The organism is Telluria sp. RT2P19, assembly GCF_059685725.1.
Genome location: NZ_JCASIL010000003.1, coordinates 229,913 through 245,407 on the forward strand (window position 1 = coordinate 229,913; position 15,495 = coordinate 245,407).

Genomic DNA, 15,495 nt, shown 5'->3' on the forward strand with positions numbered 1-15,495 from the left:
CGCGTTCAGCGCTCGCGGGTCGGAGCAGGACGGCGGCGCAGGCTGTACCAGGCGCCTGCCAGGCAGGGAATGCCGAGCGTGACGGCGGACAGCGCATCCCAGATGCCGTCCCCCAGCAGCGCCGAGATCAGGCCGATGGTGGTGAGGATGGCGAGCACGATCGGCGCGCCCCAGATCTGCACCGCGGTACGGTCCCTGCGGCTCACGATGCGCCTCCTTCGCGCGCCAGCGCCGGCGCGGCGTGCACCCCCGCGGTCTTGTCCAGCGCCGCGGCCTTGGCCGTCGCGCTGGCGGTCTTGCCGCGCTTGACCCACAGGTACAGGCCAGTGACCAGGATCACGATGGTGGCGATGTCGAGCACCGCCCACAGGAATTTCATCCACTGCCCGCCGTAGTCGCCGAAGTGCAGCGGCTGCGACACCAGTAGCGCCTTCAGGTACCACGGCAACTCGGGCGCGTCGGTGAGTTCCCCGGTATGGGCGTCGACCAGCACCGGCTGGTACATGCGGGAGCTGAACGGCTCGTCGCCGTTCATGTAGATGCCGTAGTGGTGCTCGCTGCTGAAGTCGGTGCCGGGGAAGGCCACGAAGGCGACCCGCATGCCCGGCAGGCGCTCCTTGGCCTTCTCGATCGCGTCGTGCACCGAGGCGGTATGCGGTTGCGGCGCCTTGTCCTTGTACTGGGCCAGGATCTGGCCCAGCTCATTGTGCTGGTAATACTTGAGCATCAGGTCGGCCCAGGTATTGATCATGCCGGTACCTCCCACCACGAACAGCCAGGTCAGCGTGACGATGCCCAGCAGGTTGTGCATGTCGAGCCACTTGAGGCGGCTGCTTCTCTCCTTGCGCACGGTGCCGAAATCGAGCTTGCGCATGAAGGGCGCGTACAGGACCGCGCCGCTGACGATCGCCACCAGCAGCAGCAAGGCCATCAACCCCAGGAACAGTTTGCCGGCCAGGCCCATGAACAGGTCGACGTGCAGCGCCAGCATGGTCGACATGAAGACGCCGCCCTCGAACGCCGGCTCGACGATCACCTTGGTGGTGCGCGCATCGACCGCGATCGGCTTGTAGTCGTGGTCGTGCATGTGGTCGGCCAGGGTGACGTGCCAGATCTCGGGCACGTCCGCTTCCTGGGAGATGAACATCGGCTTCTTGGTCGGGTACAGCTCCTTGGCGGAAGCGATCACGGCGTCGACATTGCCCATGGGCGTCGGTTGCGACAGGGTCGGTGGCTCGACCTCGTTGCCCAGCAGGTGGCCGATCTCGTGGTGGTAGATGAGCGGCAGGCCGGTCAGGCACAGCAGCAGCATGAAGATGGTGCAGACCAGGCTGGACCATTTATGAATCCAGCCCCAGCGGCGCAAGGAAACGGGTGACATGTTATTGGGTGGGCTATATAGCTAGAGATACAGACCATGAATAATAATCGTTCTCATTTACATATGCAAGCACGAGGCATAGAATGCGCGTTACCTTGATTGCATAAGAAGAGCAGACCCATGACCACCCCGCGCAAGACCCTGAAACCGTCCCCGACGCCGGCCGCGCTGGCCGCAGCCCTCCTCGTTTCCACGACAGCTTTCGCCCAGCAAGCCGACCCGGATATCCAGACCGTGGTCGTGACCGCCTCGGCCGACGCCTCGGCCCAGGGCTTGCCGGCGGCGTATGCCGGCGGCCAGGTGGCGCGCGGCGGGCGCCTCGGGCTGCTGGGCAATGTCGACATCATGGACACCCCGTTCAACAGCACCAACTACACCCATGCGCTGATCCAGGACCAGCAGGCGCGCAGCGTGGCCGACGTGGTGCAGAACGATCCCTCGGTGCGGGTGGCGCGCGGCTTCGGCAACTACCAGGAGCTGTACATGATCCGCGGTTTCGCGGTCGGTTCGGACGACACGGCCTACAACGGCCTGTACGGCCTGCTGCCGCGCCAGTTCGTCGCCTCCGAGCTGATGGAACGGGTCGAGGTGCTGCGCGGCGCCCACAGCTTCATCAACGGCGCGGCGCCCGCGGGGGGCAGCATCGGCGGCTCGATCAATATCCTGCCCAAGCGCGCGCCGAACCAGGACCTGAGCGAAGTGACCGCCGGCGTCGAAACGGGAGGCCAGGGTTATGGCGCCATCGACCTGGGCCGCCGTTTTAGTGAACAAGGCCGCGCCGGGGTGCGCGTCAACGTCGCCCACCGCAATGGCGACACGGCGGTCGACCGCGAAGAACGCGAACTGTCCGTGTACGCGCTCGGCTTCGATTACCGCGGCCGCGGCTACCGCCTGTCGGCCGACATCGGCGCGCAAGACCATCAGCTGACCAATGCGCGCCCGAGCGTGACCCTCCTGGATACGGCGCCGATGATCGCCGCGCCGGATGCGGACCGCAACTTCGCCCAACCGTGGACCGTCTCGCGCGAGCGCCACACCTTCGGCACCGTGCGCGCCGAGGTCGATCTGGCCGGCGGCGCGGTCGCCTGGGCCGCGGCCGGCCTGCGTAGCGGACAGGAATACAACATCCTGTCGTCGATCACCGTCAGGAACGCCGGCGGCGACGGCACCATGAGCCGCTTCGACAATATCCGCAAGGACCAGGTGCGCACCGGCGAAGTGGGCGTGCGCGGCGAACTGCGCACCGGCGCCGTCAAGCACGTGCTGAGCGCGTCGGCGTCCGGCTTTCATTCCAGGTCGCGCAACGCCTTCGGCATGAGCGACTTCGCGGGCTTCGCCTCGAACATCTACACCCCGCGCGACGTCGCCGCGCCGCCGGCCAACGCCTGGCCGACCGGCGGCGACATGAACAATCCCCTGGTGACCAGCAAGTCCATCCTGTCGAGCGTCGCGATCGCAGACACCATGTCGTTCATGGACGACAAGGTGCTGGTCAACGTCGGCCTGCGCCACCAGCGCCTCAAGGATTATGGCTACGCCAACGACACGGGTCTCGAAACCGCCGGCTACGAGGAAAGCGAGAACACACCGTTCGCCGCCATCGTCTACAAGCTGCGCAAGGACCTGTCGGTGTATGCCAACTACAGCGAAGGCCTGCAGCGCGGCCCCGAGGCGTCGGGTGTCGACATCGTCAACTCGGGCACCAAGTTCGCCCCCTATGTCTCGCGCCAGCGCGAAGCGGGCGTCAAGTACGACAGTGGCCGCTACGGCTTGACCGCGGCCGCGTTCTCGACCAGCCAGCCGAGCGCCTATGTCGAAAACCGCGTGTTCGGCGTGTTCGGCGAACAGCGCAACCGCGGCGTCGAGCTGTCGGTCTTCGGCACGCCGCTGCGCGGCCTGAAGGTGCTGGGCGGCCTGACCCTGCTCGACGCCGAGCAGCGCATCACCCAGGCAGGCAAGAACCAGGGCAAGGATGCGATCGGCGTGCCGCAAACGCAGCTCAATATCGGCGCCGACTGGGCCGTGCCGGGCGTGGACGGGTTGTCGCTGAACGCGCGCACCGTGTACACCGCGAAGCAGTACGCCGACGGCGCCAACACCCAGAAGCTGCCGTCATGGACCCGGCTCGACCTCGGCGCCACCTTCGACACCCGCTTGATGGATCGCGACCTGGTGCTGCGCGCGCGCCTGGACAATGTCACGGACAAGAACTACTGGGCCTCGGCCGGCGGTTATCCGGGCTCGGGTTACCTGGTGCTGGCGGCGCCGCGCAGCCTGGTGGTGTCGGCGACGGTGGGGTTCTAGGCCGGGCCGACACCCCTGTCTGGTCGCCCTACTTCTGCGCCTTCACGATCTGCAGCGCGCTGGCGATCACGGTGCTCATATCGCCGAGGTTGGCCGGCACGATCAGGGTATTGTTGGTCTTGGCCAGGTTGGCGAAGGCATCGACATAGTGCTCGGCCACGCGCAGGCTGACGGCGTCCATCCCGCCCGGCGAGGCGATCGCCTCGCCTACCTGGCGCAGTGCCGAGGCGCTGGCTTCGGCCAGCGCCACGATGGCCGCGGCCTCGCCCTGGGCGCGGTTGATCTGGGCCTGCTTGTCGCCTTCGGAGCGCGCAATCGCCGCCTCGCGCTCGCCGCTGGCGATATTGATCTGTTCCTGGCGCCGGCCTTCCGAGGCCGCGATCAGGGCCCGCTTCTCGCGCTCGGCCGTGATCTGCGCCTGCATGGCGTGCAGGATCTCGGCCGGCGGCGTCAGGTCCTTGATCTCGTAGCGCAGCACCTTGACGCCCCAGTTGGCCGCCGATTCGTCGATCGCGTTGACGATGTGGGTGTTGATGTGGTCGCGCTCCTCGAAGGTCTTGTCCAGCTCCATGCGGCCGATCACCGAGCGCAAGGTGGTCTGGGCCAGCTGGGTGATGGCCTGGATATAGTTCGACGACCCGTAGGAGGCGCGCATGGCGTCGGTCACCTGGAAGTACAGGATGCCGTCCACCTGCAATTGGGTATTGTCGCGCGTGATGCAGACCTGGGGCGGCACGTCGAGCGGGATCTCCTTCAGGCTGTGCTTGTAGGCGATGCGGTCGACGAACGGCACCACGATGTTCAGCCCCGGGGCCAGGGTGGCGTGGTACTTGCCGAGGCGTTCGACCACCCAGGCGTTCTGCTGCGGCACCACGTTGATGGTCTTGAAGACGAAGACCAGGGCGATGGCGAAGATCACGATCGCGACCACGCTGAAAGACAGTTCCATGTGCATCCCTTCTTGTGATGGTTTTGGTATCAGGCCTGGCGGCGCGCCACGATCAGGCGGTTGCCCTGCACTTCGACGATCTCGAAGTCGCCCGGCTGCGGCTCGACGCCGGCGCGCAGTTCGACGTCCCACAGCGCGCCGCGGTACATCACGCGCGCACGGCGGTCCTGCCACCGCGGCACCGTGACGCGCTGGCCGATATCGAGGTTGATGCTCGGGTCGTTCGCGGCCTTGCCGCGCCCCGGCCTGGCGTAGCGGGTGCGGCGCAGCACCATGGTGGCGCCGATGCCGACCAGCGCCGCGACCAGCGTCTGCAACGCTCCGCTGGCGCCAAGCCAGGCGGCGCCGGCGCCGAACAGCAGGCCAAGCGCGATCATCAACAGATAGAACGTGCCGATGAACAGCTCGGCCACGATCAGCACACCGGCCCCGATCAGCCAGTACGTCCAGTCGGACATGTCAACGTCTCCTTCTTGTCATGGAATGAAAAAACCCTCGCTACCCGGAGTGGGTAGCGAGGGTTTGCGTGACCGCGCTGGGCGGCGGCGGTCAATCGTGAGGGCTTGGAAAGCGAACATTGCCGCCAGTGTAACACTGGCAGCCCCCCCCTGTGGCATGGCGGCGATCGGCCGGCGATCAGCCCTTGGCCAGCTTCTGCCAGGTCTCGATTACCGAGTCCGGGTTGAGCGACATCGATTCGATGCCTTCATCCACCAGCCATTGGGCGAAGTCCGGATTGTCCGACGGCCCCTGGCCGCAGATGCCAACGTACTTGCCCTGCGCCAGGCAGGCCTTGATCGCCAGCGACAGCATCGCCTTGACGGCCGGGTCACGCTCGTCGAAGTCCTTGGCCAGCAGCTCCATGCCGGAGTCGCGGTCCAGCCCCAGGGTAAGCTGGGTCAGGTCGTTGGAACCGATCGAGAAGCCGTCGAAGTACTGCAGGAACTGCTCGGCCAGGATGGCGTTGGACGGCACTTCGCACATCATGATCAGGCGCAGGCCGTTCTCGCCGCGCGTCAGGCCGTTCTTGGCCAGCAGGTCCACGACCTTCTCGGCCTGGCCCAGGGTGCGCACGAACGGCACCATCAGCTCGACGTTGGTCAGGCCCATGTCGTTGCGCACGCGCTTCATGGCCGCGCATTCCATCGCGAACGACTCGGCGAAGTCCTCGGCCAGGTAGCGCGCCGCGCCGCGGAAGCCCAGCATCGGGTTTTCTTCGTCCGGCTCGTAGCGCGAACCGCCGATCAGCTTCTTGTACTCGTTCGACTTGAAGTCGGACAGGCGCACGATCACCGGCTTCGGCCAGAAGGCGGCGGCGATCGTCGCCACGCCCTCGACCAGCTTGTCGACATAGAAGGCGCGCGGCGAGGCGTGGCCGCGGGCGACCGACTCCACCGCTTTTTTCAGGTCGGCGTCGATGTTCGGGTACTCGAGGATGGCCTTCGGGTGCACGCCGATATTGTTGTTGATGATGAACTCGAGACGGGCCAGGCCGACGCCGTTGTTCGGCACCGACTGGAAGTCGAAGGCCAGCTGCGGGTTGCCCACGTTGAGCATGATCTTGGTCTTGATCGGCGGGAGCTCGCCGCGCGCGACCTCGGTGACCTCGGTTTCCAGCAGGCCGTCGTAGATCATGCCTTCGTCGCCTTCGGCGCACGAGACGGTGACCAGGGTGCCGTCTTTGAGCACGTCGGTCGCGTCGCCGCAGCCGACCACCGCCGGCACGCCCAGCTCACGCGCGATGATCGCCGCGTGGCAGGTACGGCCGCCGCGGTTGGTGACGATCGCAGAAGCGCGTTTCATGACCGGCTCCCAGTTCGGGTCGGTCATGTCGGCGACCAGCACGTCACCCGGCTGCACGCGTTCCATTTCGCTCGGGTCGGTGATGACGCGCACCGGGCCGGCGCCGATCTTCTGGCCGATCGCGCGGCCATGGGTCAGGACGGTGCCGGTGCCCTTCAGCTGGAAGCGCTGCTGGGCGTCGGTCGACTTCTGCTGCGACTTGACGGTCTCGGGACGCGCCTGCAGGATATACAGCTTGCCGTCGCGGCCGTCCTTGCCCCACTCGATGTCCATCGGACGACCGTAGTGGTTTTCGATGATCACCGCGTACTTGGCCAGCTCGATGACTTCTTCCTCGACCAGCGAATAGCGGTTGCGCAGCTCGATCGGCACGTCGACGGTCTTGACCGAGCGGCCGGCCTTGGCTTCGCTGGTGAATTCCATCTTGATCAGCTTGGAGCCGATATTGCGGCGGATGACGGCCGACTTGCCCTGCGCGAGCATCGGCTTGTGGACGTAGAACTCGTCCGGGTTGACCGCGCCCTGCACCACGGTCTCGCCCAGGCCATAGCTCGACGTGATGAACACCACGTCCTTGAAGCCCGATTCGGTATCGATGGTGAACATGACGCCGGACGCGCCGGTGTCCGAGCGCACCATGCGCTGCACGCCGGCCGACAGCGCGACTTCGGCATGGGTGAAGCCCTTGTGCACGCGGTACGAGATCGCGCGGTCGTTGTAGAGCGAGGCGAAGACGTGCTTCATCGCCTCGAGTACGTTGTCGATCCCGACCACGTTCAGGAACGACTCCTGCTGACCGGCAAAGGACGCATCCGGCAAGTCTTCGGCGGTGGCCGACGAACGCACGGCAAACGAGACTTCGGTTTCCGAGCCGGCGACCAGGCGTTCGTAGAACGAGCGGATCTCTTGTTCCAGGCGTGGCTGGAACGGGGTCTCGACGATCCAGCCACGGATCTCGGCGCCGACCGTTGCCAGCGTGCGCACGTCGTCGACGTCCAGGTTGTCGAGGCGGCGCGCGATGCGTTCGCCCAGGGATGCGCCGCCGTCGACGCTGTAGTCGAGGAAATCGCGGAACGCGTCGGCGGTGGTGGCAAAGCCGGTCGGCACGCGCACGCCGGCATTTGCCAGCTGGCTGATCATCTCGCCGAGCGAGGCGTTCTTGCCGCCGACCGACTCGACGTCGGTCATGCGCAGGTCTTCGAACGAGGCCACGTAGATGCGATTGGAACCGTCGGGCTCCACTGCGTCGGGCTTCAATGCTGGAGTAGCTAGGTTAGTCATGGTAAAACACCCTTACTTGATGATGGAAACCTGTTGGCGCATTGAGCCTGGACGCGGGGGCGACTACGTCGTGTTCTTGTTATTCTGGCCCGCGTGCAGCACAATGCAAAACCCGTTGCCGAGCATTTTACCCCGCCACAGGGTGATGTGCAGCGCACTTTTGATGCAACTTTGTCAGCAAAGCATTCGATCCAGCCACCATGACCGACGATTCCCTGCCTCCCCCAGTCACCGCCTCGCGCACCGTGTTCTTCGTTTCCGACGGCACCGGCATCACGGCGGAGACCTTCGGTCACGCGGTGTTGAGCCAGTTCGACCTGCGTTTTCGCCAGATCCGGTTGCCGTTCGTGGATTCGATCGACAAGGCGCACGACGCCGCACGCCGCATCAACGAGAGTTTCGCGCTGCATGGGCAGCGTCCGATCGTGTTCTCGACGCTGGTCAAGAATGATCTGTCGAGCGTGATCCGGGCGGCGAACGGCATGCACATGGACCTGTTCCAGACCTTCGTGGCGCCGCTCGAGCAGGAACTGGACGTGAAGTCGACGCACACGATCGGGCGCATCCACAATGCGGTGGACACCGAGGAATACAAGAACCGCATCGAAGCGATCAATTTCTCGCTGGCGCATGACGACGGCCAGTCGCACAAGAACCTGGCCGAGGCCGACGTGATCCTGGTGGGCGTCTCGCGCTCCGGCAAAACGCCGACCAGCCTGTATCTGGCGATGCAATACGGGCTGAAAGCGGCAAACTATCCCTTGATCCCCGATGACTTCGAACGCGGCAGGCTGCCGAGTTCCTTGCCGCCATTCAAGGCCAAGTTGTTCGGCCTGACGATCACCCCGGAGCGCCTCTCGCAAATCCGCAACGAGCGCCGCGCTGGCAGCAAATACGCCTCCCTCGAAAACTGCCGCTACGAAGTCAACGAAGCCGAGCACCTGATGCGCCGCGAAGGCATCCGCTGGCTCTCTTCGACCACCAAATCCATCGAAGAAATCGCCACCACGATCCTCCAGGAAATCAAACCCGACCGCCGCGAATACTGACCAACAATGAGGGTCAGAGTAGAATTAATTAGAAAGATTCCCGAGTATCTATTAACTCCGCACAAACGAGCACTTAGCTTGCTGAAAAGCTCGTGCATGTTAATTAGGGTCAGAGTCGATTTGTTTGACAACGTTGAGGAAATGCTCAGCAATCCTACTCTGATCCTCATCGTTTTTCGGGGTTTTCCTTGTTTTGGGCCAGCGGCTGGGAAATAGGATAATCCTAAGAATTAACTTTGAATTGTTAGCGCTATAGCTCTCCAAAAAATAAATAGGGTCGGAGTGGAATTCTTAGACAACTCTTACTGATGAGCTGTTAATTCTACTCCGACCCTGGATATCTCCCGAGTAATTGGCCAATAATGCTACTCTGACCCTACTTATTCGCCGGCCGAATTTGGGAAATTGCTCAATAAATCTACTCTGACCCTCATTGTTGGGTTATTGGTCGGGGTTAGAAGAATTGGCGCCAGTCGGCGAGCCAGGAGGGGAAGGCGGAGGCTTCCATGGGGTTGGCGATGTGGTAGCCCTGGGCGTAGGTGCAGCCCAGGTCTTGCAGGAAATCCCAGTCCTGGCGGGTTTCGACGCCGACGGCTACTGACATGCGGTCCAGGCTGTGGGCGAGGTTCAGGCAGCTGCGCAGGACCGTGCCCAGAGGGCGGCGTTTCGAGGCGCCGTCGACGAAGCTGCGGTCGATCTTCAACTCCGTGAAGGGGATGCGCGCCAGCAGCTGCAGATTGGATCTCCCGGTGCCATAGTCGTCGATCGCCAGGCCGAAGCCCATCATGCGCAGGCGGACCAGGCGTTCGATGAAGTCGGGATTGGTGTTCAGGACCGAGGATTCGGGGATCTCGAAAGTGATGTAGTCGGGCAGCACCTTGTGGCGCTCGAGCGAAGCGGCGATCTGGCGCGTGAACGCCGGGTGGGCCAGCGTCTCTGGAGCGATGTTCAGCGAGATCGGGACCGGGATGCCCTGGTCCTGGAACCAGCGGCAACGCTCGACCGACAGCTCGATCATGCTCCAGTCGAGGAAATCCATGCGGCCGCTCTCTTCCAGCGCTTCCATGAAGGATACGGGACCCAGCACGCCGTGCTCGGGATGGCGCCAGCGGGCGAAGGCTTCCAGGCCCTTGACCTGGCCGGTCGCGAGCTCGATCTTCGGCTGGAAGAACGGTTCGAACTGGCGCTTTTGCAGGCCAATGCCGATGTGCTGGAACGAGAAGCGCGGGCCGCCAGGCCTCCTTGGTGGCCGCGCCAGCGGCGCGTAATTGTCGAGCAGCGGCTTCAGTCTGGCGGCGCTCACCGGCCTGGCGATCGCGCCCAGCAGCTCGACGCCGAAGGCCTGGGCCAGGGACTCTACCGAAAACAGCAGGTCGGACGGCTGGGCGCCGATGATGATCACCCGTGTCGGGACTTGTATCTGGCCCAGCTTGCGAATCAGCTCCAGGCCGTCCATGCCGGGCAGGTCAAGATCGAGGATGGCGACGTTGACGGTCGGCGCCAGGCCCGCTTCCAGAGCCTGCAGCGCGAGATGGCCGTCCGGGACGTCGGTGACGCGGCTGGCGCCCAGCTGGCCCAGCAAGTCCACCAGCGCCCTGCGCTGGGTCGTGTCGGCTTGCGCCACCAGAAAATGCAAATGCGCGATGTCCATCGTTGCTCCAGTTTCCCAGCCGCCAGCCTACGCGAAGCAAGGGAAGCCGTCCAGACCTGCTTAAGCCTGCTGCTGGCGCAGCCCCTCGAAGAAGCACACGGCGGCGCAGGCCGCGACGTTGAGCGACTCCACCTGGCCCGCATGCGGCACCGCGACCCGGTGCGTCGCCAGCGACAGCAATTCATCCGAGACGCCCTGCCCTTCGTGGCCCAGCACCCAGGCCACCGGCTGGCGCAAGTCCATCGCGTACAGCTGCTCGGCCGCGTAGCCGCTGGTGGCCAGCACCGGCACCGTCGCGGCGCGCACCAGCGGCGCCAGCTCCACTTGCTCGAAAATCTCCAGCACGAAGTGCGCGCCCATTGCGGCGCGCAGCACTTTGGGCGACCAGCAGAAGGCGGTGCCGGGACTGCAGTAGACTTGCTTGATGCCGGCCGCCGCGGCGCTGCGCAGGATCGAGCCGACGTTGCCGGGATCCTGCACGCCGTCGAGCAGCACGCTGGCGCCAACCAGGGCCGGTGCGTTCGACGGCTGCGGCGAATCGATCACGAACAGCAGGTGCACGCCATGCTCGACCTGGCTGACGGCGTTGAACAGTGCGTCCGGCAGCGCCGTCACCGGCGCCTGCACGGCGTCGCAACGGGCGACGATGGCCTGTACTTCGAGGTTGCCCAGCGCCCCCTCGGACACCACGCAGTGGCGCGGCGCACCGCGCAGGTCGAGCCAGGTCTGGCACAAGTGCACGCCGTCGAGCAGGCTTTGCCCGGCCTTGCGCCGCGCCTGCGAGCTCGTGGCGAGGCTTTTCAGGTCTTTGTAGAACGCGTTGTCGCGCGAGGTGATGGTCTTCATGCTGCTTCAGTCATTGTTCCACCGATGTCGACACGCATGTCGCCGAACAGGTCGACCTGCAACAGGTTGCGCACCGGGGCGAACGAGCGGCGGTGCGCCGGCGAAGGGCCGTGCGTACGCAGGCGCTCCAGGTGCAGCGGCGTGCCGTAGCCCTTGTGCTGGTCGAAACCATAGAGCGGGTACAAGGCGTGCAGGCGCACTAGCGCGGCGTCGCGCGCGGTCTTGGCCAGGATCGAGGCGGCCGAGATCGCGTTGACCTTGTCGTCGCCCTCCACGATCGCATGCGCACGCACGTCCATCTGGGGGCAGCGGTTGCCGTCGATCAGGGCCAGCGTGGGCACCGTGTGCAGCGCCTCCACCGCGCGCCGCATCGCCAGCATGGTCGCCTGCAAGATGTTGATGCTGTCGATCTCTTCGCACGAGCACTCGGCGATGGACCAGGCCAGCGCGTGCTCGCGGATCAGGGGGGCCAGCTCGTCGCGACGCGCCTCGGTCAGCTTCTTCGAGTCGCGCAAGCCCTCGATGGGCCGGCGCGGATCGAGGATCACCGCGGCCGCGAACACTGGCCCGGCCAGCGGACCACGACCCGCCTCGTCGACGCCGCACACGATGTCGAGATCGGTGAATGGCCGGCCGCGCTTGGGCAGGCCGGGATACAGATTGACTTTCTTCTTGCTCATTCCGGTTCGCGCGTGGGATAAACATCGCGGCCTATTACTTTCAATACCGCGTCGGCGCTTTCGCGCGCGCTGTCGCGCAGCAGGCCGTGGTGCATTTCGAGGAAGCGCGCTGCCAGCCGCTCGCGCCCTGCCGCATCCTGCAGCTGGGCCCAGACGGCATCGGCCATGGCCTCGGGTGTGGCCGCATGCTGGATCAGCTCCGGCACCAGGAATTCGCGCGCCAGGATGTTCGGCAGGCCGATCCACGGCTGGTAACCCATATGGCGCATGATCGCGTACGACGCCGCCATCACCTTGTAGGCAATCACCATCGGCTTCTTGAACAGCGCCACTTCCAGCGCCGCGGTGCCGGAAGCGACAAGCACCGCGTCGGCGGCGGCGATCGCCGTATGCGAGCCGGCATCGGTCAGCTGCAGTTCGACGTCCTGCAAACCCGCCTTGACCACGATCTCGTCGAAGTAGGCGCGCTGGCGCGCGCCGACCATCGGCACCACGAAACGCAAGCCAGGGTCGCGCGCGGCCAGCAGCTTCACGGCGCGCACGAACGGCTCGGCCAGGTATTTCAGCTCGCCCATGCGGCTGCCAGGCATCACCGTCACCACCCGCGCGTCAGGCCACAGCCCGAGCGCCCGGCGCGCCGCCGCGACATCGGGCACCAGTGGAATGGTCTCGGCCAGCGGATGCCCGATATACGTCACCGGCACCCCGGCGTCGCGGTAGATCGCTTCCTCGAAAGGGAAGATCACCAGCATGTGCGACACCGCGCGCTGGATCTTCTTGATCCGCCCCCCACGCCAGGCCCAGATCTGCGGGCCGATGAAGTGGACGGTCGGGATGCCGGCACAGCGCAGGTCTTCTTCAAGGCCCAGGTTGAAACCGGGATAGTCGGCGCCGATGAAGGCTGCCGGCTTTTCGAGCAGGAGTCGATCGCGCAGCTGTTTCTGGATGCCCTTCAGTTCGCGATAGCGGGGAATGACCTCGAACAGGCCGCGCACCGTGAGCGTGTCCATCGGGACGTCGCTCACCATGCCCTGCTCGATCATGCGCGGCCCGCCGATGCCGTGGAAGCGCGCGTCCGGGAGCACCGGCCGCAGCCCCGCCAGCAGGCGCGCGGCAAGCATGTCGCCGGACGCCTCGCCGGCCACCAGGGCCAGCGAGACGGCGTTCGAACCTTCAGCGGACGATGCCACGGGTGGCCGTACCGAGGAATTCGCGCAGCAGGCGGATCTCACCCGCAGCCGCAGGCAAACGCTCTTCTTCGGCCTGCAAGGCAGCCTTCGCCTCTTCGAGCGTCAGGTTCGAGCGATACAGCAACTTGTAGGCGCCGCGGATTCCATCGAGCTGCTCGCGCGCAAACCCGCGCCGCTTGAGCCCTTCGAGATTCACGCCGCGCGCACCTGCCGGATTGCCCGACACCAGCACATACGGCGGCACGTCCTGCGTGAGGCTCGTGTACATGCCGATGAAGGCGTGGGCGCCGATCTTGCAGAACTGGTGCACGCCGGCGTAGCCCGACAGGATGGCCCAGTCGCCCACCTGCACATGCCCCGCGAGCTGGGCGTTGTTCGAGAAGATCGTGTTGCTGCCCACCTGGCAGTCGTGCGCCACGTGGACGTAGGCCGAGATCCAGTTGTCGCTGCCGACGCGCGTGACGCCTTCGTCCTGGACCGTGCCCAGGTTGAAGGTGACGAACTCGCGCACGGTGTTGCGGTCGCCCACTTCGAGGCGGGTCGGCTCGCCGTTCCACTTCTTGTCCTGCGGCGCGCCGCCGATCGAGCAGAACTGGAAGAACTTGTTTTCTTTGCCGATCGTGGTGTGGCCTTCGATGACCACGTGCGGGCCGACCACGGTGCCGGCGTCGATGCGCACATTCGGTCCGATGATCGAATACGGGCCTACCTCGACCGAGCTGTCCAGCTCCGCCTTCGGATCGACGATCGCGGTCGAATGAATCTTGCTCATCTTGATCCTCCTTACTCGGCCGCTGCTTCCGGGCCTTTCATCGTCGCCTCCGCGGCGCCGCGGATGGTGCACATCAGTTCACCCTCTACCGCCACCTTGCCGTCGACGGTCGCCACCGCCTTGTATTTCCAGATGCCGCGCGCAACGCGCAGGATCTCGACTTCCATGCGCAGCTGGTCGCCCGGCTCAACTGGACGCTTGAAGCGCGCATTGTCGATGCCGACGAAGTACACCACCGAGTTCTCGTCGGGCTTCACGTTCATGGTCATGAACGACAGGATGGCCGCGGTCTGCGCCATCGCTTCGATCATCAGCACGCCCGGCATCACCGGCTTGTGCGGGAAGTGGCCGTTGAAGAATTCTTCGTTGGCGGTGACGTTCTTGATCGCGACGATGCGCTTGCCCAATTCAACGTCCAGCACGCGGTCCACCAGCAGCAGCGGATAGCGGTGCGGCAGGTATTCCTTGATCTGGGTGATGTCGAGGGTCTTGAGTTCTGGAGTGGTCATTTTTCTTCTGTCAGGTTTCTGATGGTTTTCTCGAGCGTGCGGATCTTGGCGCGCATCGAATCGAGATTGCGCACGATCGCGGCGCTGCGCTCCCATTCGGAGTTCTTGGCCAGGGGGTAGAAGCCGGTGTACTGGCCCGGTTCGAGGACCGAGCGCGACACCATGCTGCCCGAGGAAATGTGGACATTGTCGGCGATTTCCAGGTGGCCCAGCACCATCGCGGCGCCGCCGAAGGTGCAGCGGCTGCCGATCTTGGCGCTGCCGGCCACGCCGACGCAGCCGGCCATCGCCGTGTGCGCCCCGATATGGCAGTTGTGGCCGATCTGGATCTGGTTGTCGAGCTTCACCCCGTCTTCGATCACGGTGTCGTCCAGCGCGCCACGGTCGATCGTGGTGTTGGCGCCGATGTCGACGTCGTCCCCGATCAGCACCCGGCCGGTCTGCGGGATCTTGATGTAGACGCCCGCCTCCACCGCGAAGCCGAAACCGTCGGTGCCGACCACGGCGCCCGAGTGCAGGATGCCGCGCTTGCCGATGCGGCAGCGCGTATGGAAGGTCACGTTCGCGAACAGGTGCGTGTATTCGCCGATGACCGCCTCGCGGCCGATGAAGCAGCCCGCATCGATCACCGCGTGCGCGCCGATCACCGCGCCCTCTTCGATCGTCACGTGCGGCCCGACGTGGGCGGTCGGATCGACCGTCGCGCCAGGGGCCACCACCGCGCTCGGATGGATGCCGGGCACGGGCACGCTCTCGGTCAGCGACACGAAATACTGCGCCGCGCGGGCGAAGTAGGCGTAGGGGTTGGTAGTGACGATGCGCGCGCCTTCGAACGTTGCGGCCACCGTCGGGTCGTCCAGCGGCGACAGGATCAAGGCCGCCGCCTGGCTCTGCGCGGCCAGTGCGCGCAGCTTGCTGTTGCTGAGGAAGCTGATGTGCGAAGCGCCGGCGCTGTCCAGGGGGGCGATCGCCAGGACCTCGAGGTCCGGGTCGCCCACCAGCTGTCCGCCGAAGCGCTCGACCAAATCGCCTAGTCGAATGCCCATCTCGGTCTTTCCAGTGTGAGTCAAAAAAAAACGG

Annotated in this window: 14 protein-coding genes; 2 read left to right on the plus strand and 12 right to left on the minus strand. The window is 65.2% G+C overall.

Annotated features, from left to right (window positions below):
* Nucleotides 1-5 precede the first annotated feature (5 nt).
* Nucleotides 6-206: a hypothetical protein gene (locus AC56KW_RS05300; RefSeq protein WP_497169685.1), complete on the minus strand. Its 201-nt coding sequence runs from the start codon at nucleotides 204-206 to the stop codon at nucleotides 6-8.
* Nucleotides 203-1,381, minus strand: a complete 1,179-nt coding sequence (locus tag AC56KW_RS05305; RefSeq protein ID WP_497169686.1) for a PepSY-associated TM helix domain-containing protein — start codon at nucleotides 1,379-1,381, stop codon at nucleotides 203-205. The genes AC56KW_RS05300 and AC56KW_RS05305 overlap by 4 nt, the downstream gene beginning before the upstream one ends.
* Nucleotides 1,382-1,501: 120 nt before the next feature.
* On the opposite strand from AC56KW_RS05305, the gene AC56KW_RS05310 reads away from it, so the two are divergent.
* On the plus strand, nucleotides 1,502-3,685 hold the full coding sequence (locus tag AC56KW_RS05310) for a TonB-dependent receptor (protein WP_497169687.1): 2,184 nt from the start codon (nucleotides 1,502-1,504) through the stop codon (nucleotides 3,683-3,685).
* Nucleotides 3,686-3,713: 28 nt separating this feature from the next.
* Here the strand turns inward: AC56KW_RS05310 and AC56KW_RS05315 are convergent, their stop codons facing one another.
* The 3 genes from AC56KW_RS05315 to ppsA all read right to left on the minus strand — a co-directional run bounded on the left by AC56KW_RS05315 (nucleotide 3,714) and on the right by ppsA (nucleotide 7,718).
* Nucleotides 3,714-4,634, minus strand: coding sequence for an SPFH domain-containing protein (locus AC56KW_RS05315; protein WP_497169688.1), 921 nt, complete (start codon nucleotides 4,632-4,634; stop codon nucleotides 3,714-3,716).
* A gap of 29 nt (nucleotides 4,635-4,663) precedes the next feature.
* Nucleotides 4,664-5,092, minus strand: coding sequence for an NfeD family protein (locus tag AC56KW_RS05320; protein ID WP_497169689.1), 429 nt, complete (start codon nucleotides 5,090-5,092; stop codon nucleotides 4,664-4,666).
* A 178-nt stretch (nucleotides 5,093-5,270) separates the two neighbouring features.
* On the minus strand, nucleotides 5,271-7,718 hold the full coding sequence (gene ppsA / locus AC56KW_RS05325) for a phosphoenolpyruvate synthase (protein ID WP_497169690.1): 2,448 nt from the start codon (nucleotides 7,716-7,718) through the stop codon (nucleotides 5,271-5,273).
* Between the two features lie 200 nt (nucleotides 7,719-7,918).
* Between ppsA and ppsR the strand changes: the two genes are divergently transcribed.
* On the plus strand, nucleotides 7,919-8,767 hold the full coding sequence (gene ppsR, locus AC56KW_RS05330) for a posphoenolpyruvate synthetase regulatory kinase/phosphorylase PpsR (protein ID WP_497169691.1): 849 nt from the start codon (nucleotides 7,919-7,921) through the stop codon (nucleotides 8,765-8,767).
* A gap of 454 nt (nucleotides 8,768-9,221) precedes the next feature.
* Here the strand turns inward: ppsR and AC56KW_RS05335 are convergent, their stop codons facing one another.
* From AC56KW_RS05335 to lpxD, 7 genes are read right to left on the minus strand one after another with little or no spacing between them, the layout of a single operon-like run.
* A complete protein-coding gene (locus tag AC56KW_RS05335; protein WP_497169692.1) occupies nucleotides 9,222-10,418 on the minus strand; it encodes an EAL domain-containing response regulator in 1,197 nt (398 codons plus the stop codon).
* A gap of 60 nt (nucleotides 10,419-10,478) precedes the next feature.
* Complete coding sequence (locus AC56KW_RS05340) at nucleotides 10,479-11,264, minus strand: TrmH family RNA methyltransferase (RefSeq protein ID WP_497169693.1); 786 nt, start codon at nucleotides 11,262-11,264, stop codon at nucleotides 10,479-10,481.
* Entirely contained in the window at nucleotides 11,261-11,944 is a 684-nt protein-coding gene (gene rnhB / locus AC56KW_RS05345; protein WP_497169694.1) for a ribonuclease HII, read from the minus strand. The genes AC56KW_RS05340 and rnhB overlap by 4 nt, the downstream gene beginning before the upstream one ends.
* A complete protein-coding gene (gene lpxB, locus AC56KW_RS05350; protein ID WP_497169695.1) occupies nucleotides 11,941-13,134 on the minus strand; it encodes a lipid-A-disaccharide synthase in 1,194 nt (397 codons plus the stop codon). The genes rnhB and lpxB overlap by 4 nt, the downstream gene beginning before the upstream one ends.
* On the minus strand, nucleotides 13,118-13,906 hold the full coding sequence (lpxA, locus tag AC56KW_RS05355; protein ID WP_497169696.1) for an acyl-ACP--UDP-N-acetylglucosamine O-acyltransferase: 789 nt from the start codon (nucleotides 13,904-13,906) through the stop codon (nucleotides 13,118-13,120). The genes lpxB and lpxA overlap by 17 nt, the downstream gene beginning before the upstream one ends.
* Before the next feature lie 11 nt (nucleotides 13,907-13,917).
* A complete protein-coding gene (gene fabZ / locus AC56KW_RS05360; RefSeq protein WP_497169697.1) occupies nucleotides 13,918-14,415 on the minus strand; it encodes a 3-hydroxyacyl-ACP dehydratase FabZ in 498 nt (165 codons plus the stop codon).
* Nucleotides 14,412-15,461 (minus strand): UDP-3-O-(3-hydroxymyristoyl)glucosamine N-acyltransferase, encoded by a 1,050-nt coding sequence (lpxD, locus tag AC56KW_RS05365; protein ID WP_497169698.1) that lies wholly within the window; start codon nucleotides 15,459-15,461, stop codon nucleotides 14,412-14,414. The genes fabZ and lpxD overlap by 4 nt, the downstream gene beginning before the upstream one ends.
* Nucleotides 15,462-15,495 lie beyond the last annotated feature (34 nt).

Bases quoted from the DNA above. Each gene is read 5' to 3' on its own strand.
- AC56KW_RS05305 (WP_497169686.1), bottom strand. From the start codon at position 1,381: ATGTCACCCGTTTCCTTGCGCCGCTGGGGCTGGATTCATAAATGGTCC.
- AC56KW_RS05310 (WP_497169687.1), top strand. From the start codon at position 1,502: ATGACCACCCCGCGCAAGACCCTGAAACCGTCCCCGACGCCGGCCGCG.
- AC56KW_RS05315 (WP_497169688.1), bottom strand. From the start codon at position 4,634: ATGGAACTGTCTTTCAGCGTGGTCGCGATCGTGATCTTCGCCATCGCC.
- AC56KW_RS05320 (WP_497169689.1), bottom strand. From the start codon at position 5,092: ATGTCCGACTGGACGTACTGGCTGATCGGGGCCGGTGTGCTGATCGTG.
- ppsA (WP_497169690.1), bottom strand. From the start codon at position 7,718: ATGACTAACCTAGCTACTCCAGCATTGAAGCCCGACGCAGTGGAGCCC.
- ppsR (WP_497169691.1), top strand. From the start codon at position 7,919: ATGACCGACGATTCCCTGCCTCCCCCAGTCACCGCCTCGCGCACCGTG.
- AC56KW_RS05335 (WP_497169692.1), bottom strand. From the start codon at position 10,418: ATGGACATCGCGCATTTGCATTTTCTGGTGGCGCAAGCCGACACGACC.
- AC56KW_RS05340 (WP_497169693.1), bottom strand. From the start codon at position 11,264: ATGAAGACCATCACCTCGCGCGACAACGCGTTCTACAAAGACCTGAAA.
- rnhB (WP_497169694.1), bottom strand. From the start codon at position 11,944: ATGAGCAAGAAGAAAGTCAATCTGTATCCCGGCCTGCCCAAGCGCGGC.
- lpxA (WP_497169696.1), bottom strand. From the start codon at position 13,906: ATGAGCAAGATTCATTCGACCGCGATCGTCGATCCGAAGGCGGAGCTG.
- fabZ (WP_497169697.1), bottom strand. From the start codon at position 14,415: ATGACCACTCCAGAACTCAAGACCCTCGACATCACCCAGATCAAGGAA.
- lpxD (WP_497169698.1), bottom strand. From the start codon at position 15,461: ATGGGCATTCGACTAGGCGATTTGGTCGAGCGCTTCGGCGGACAGCTG.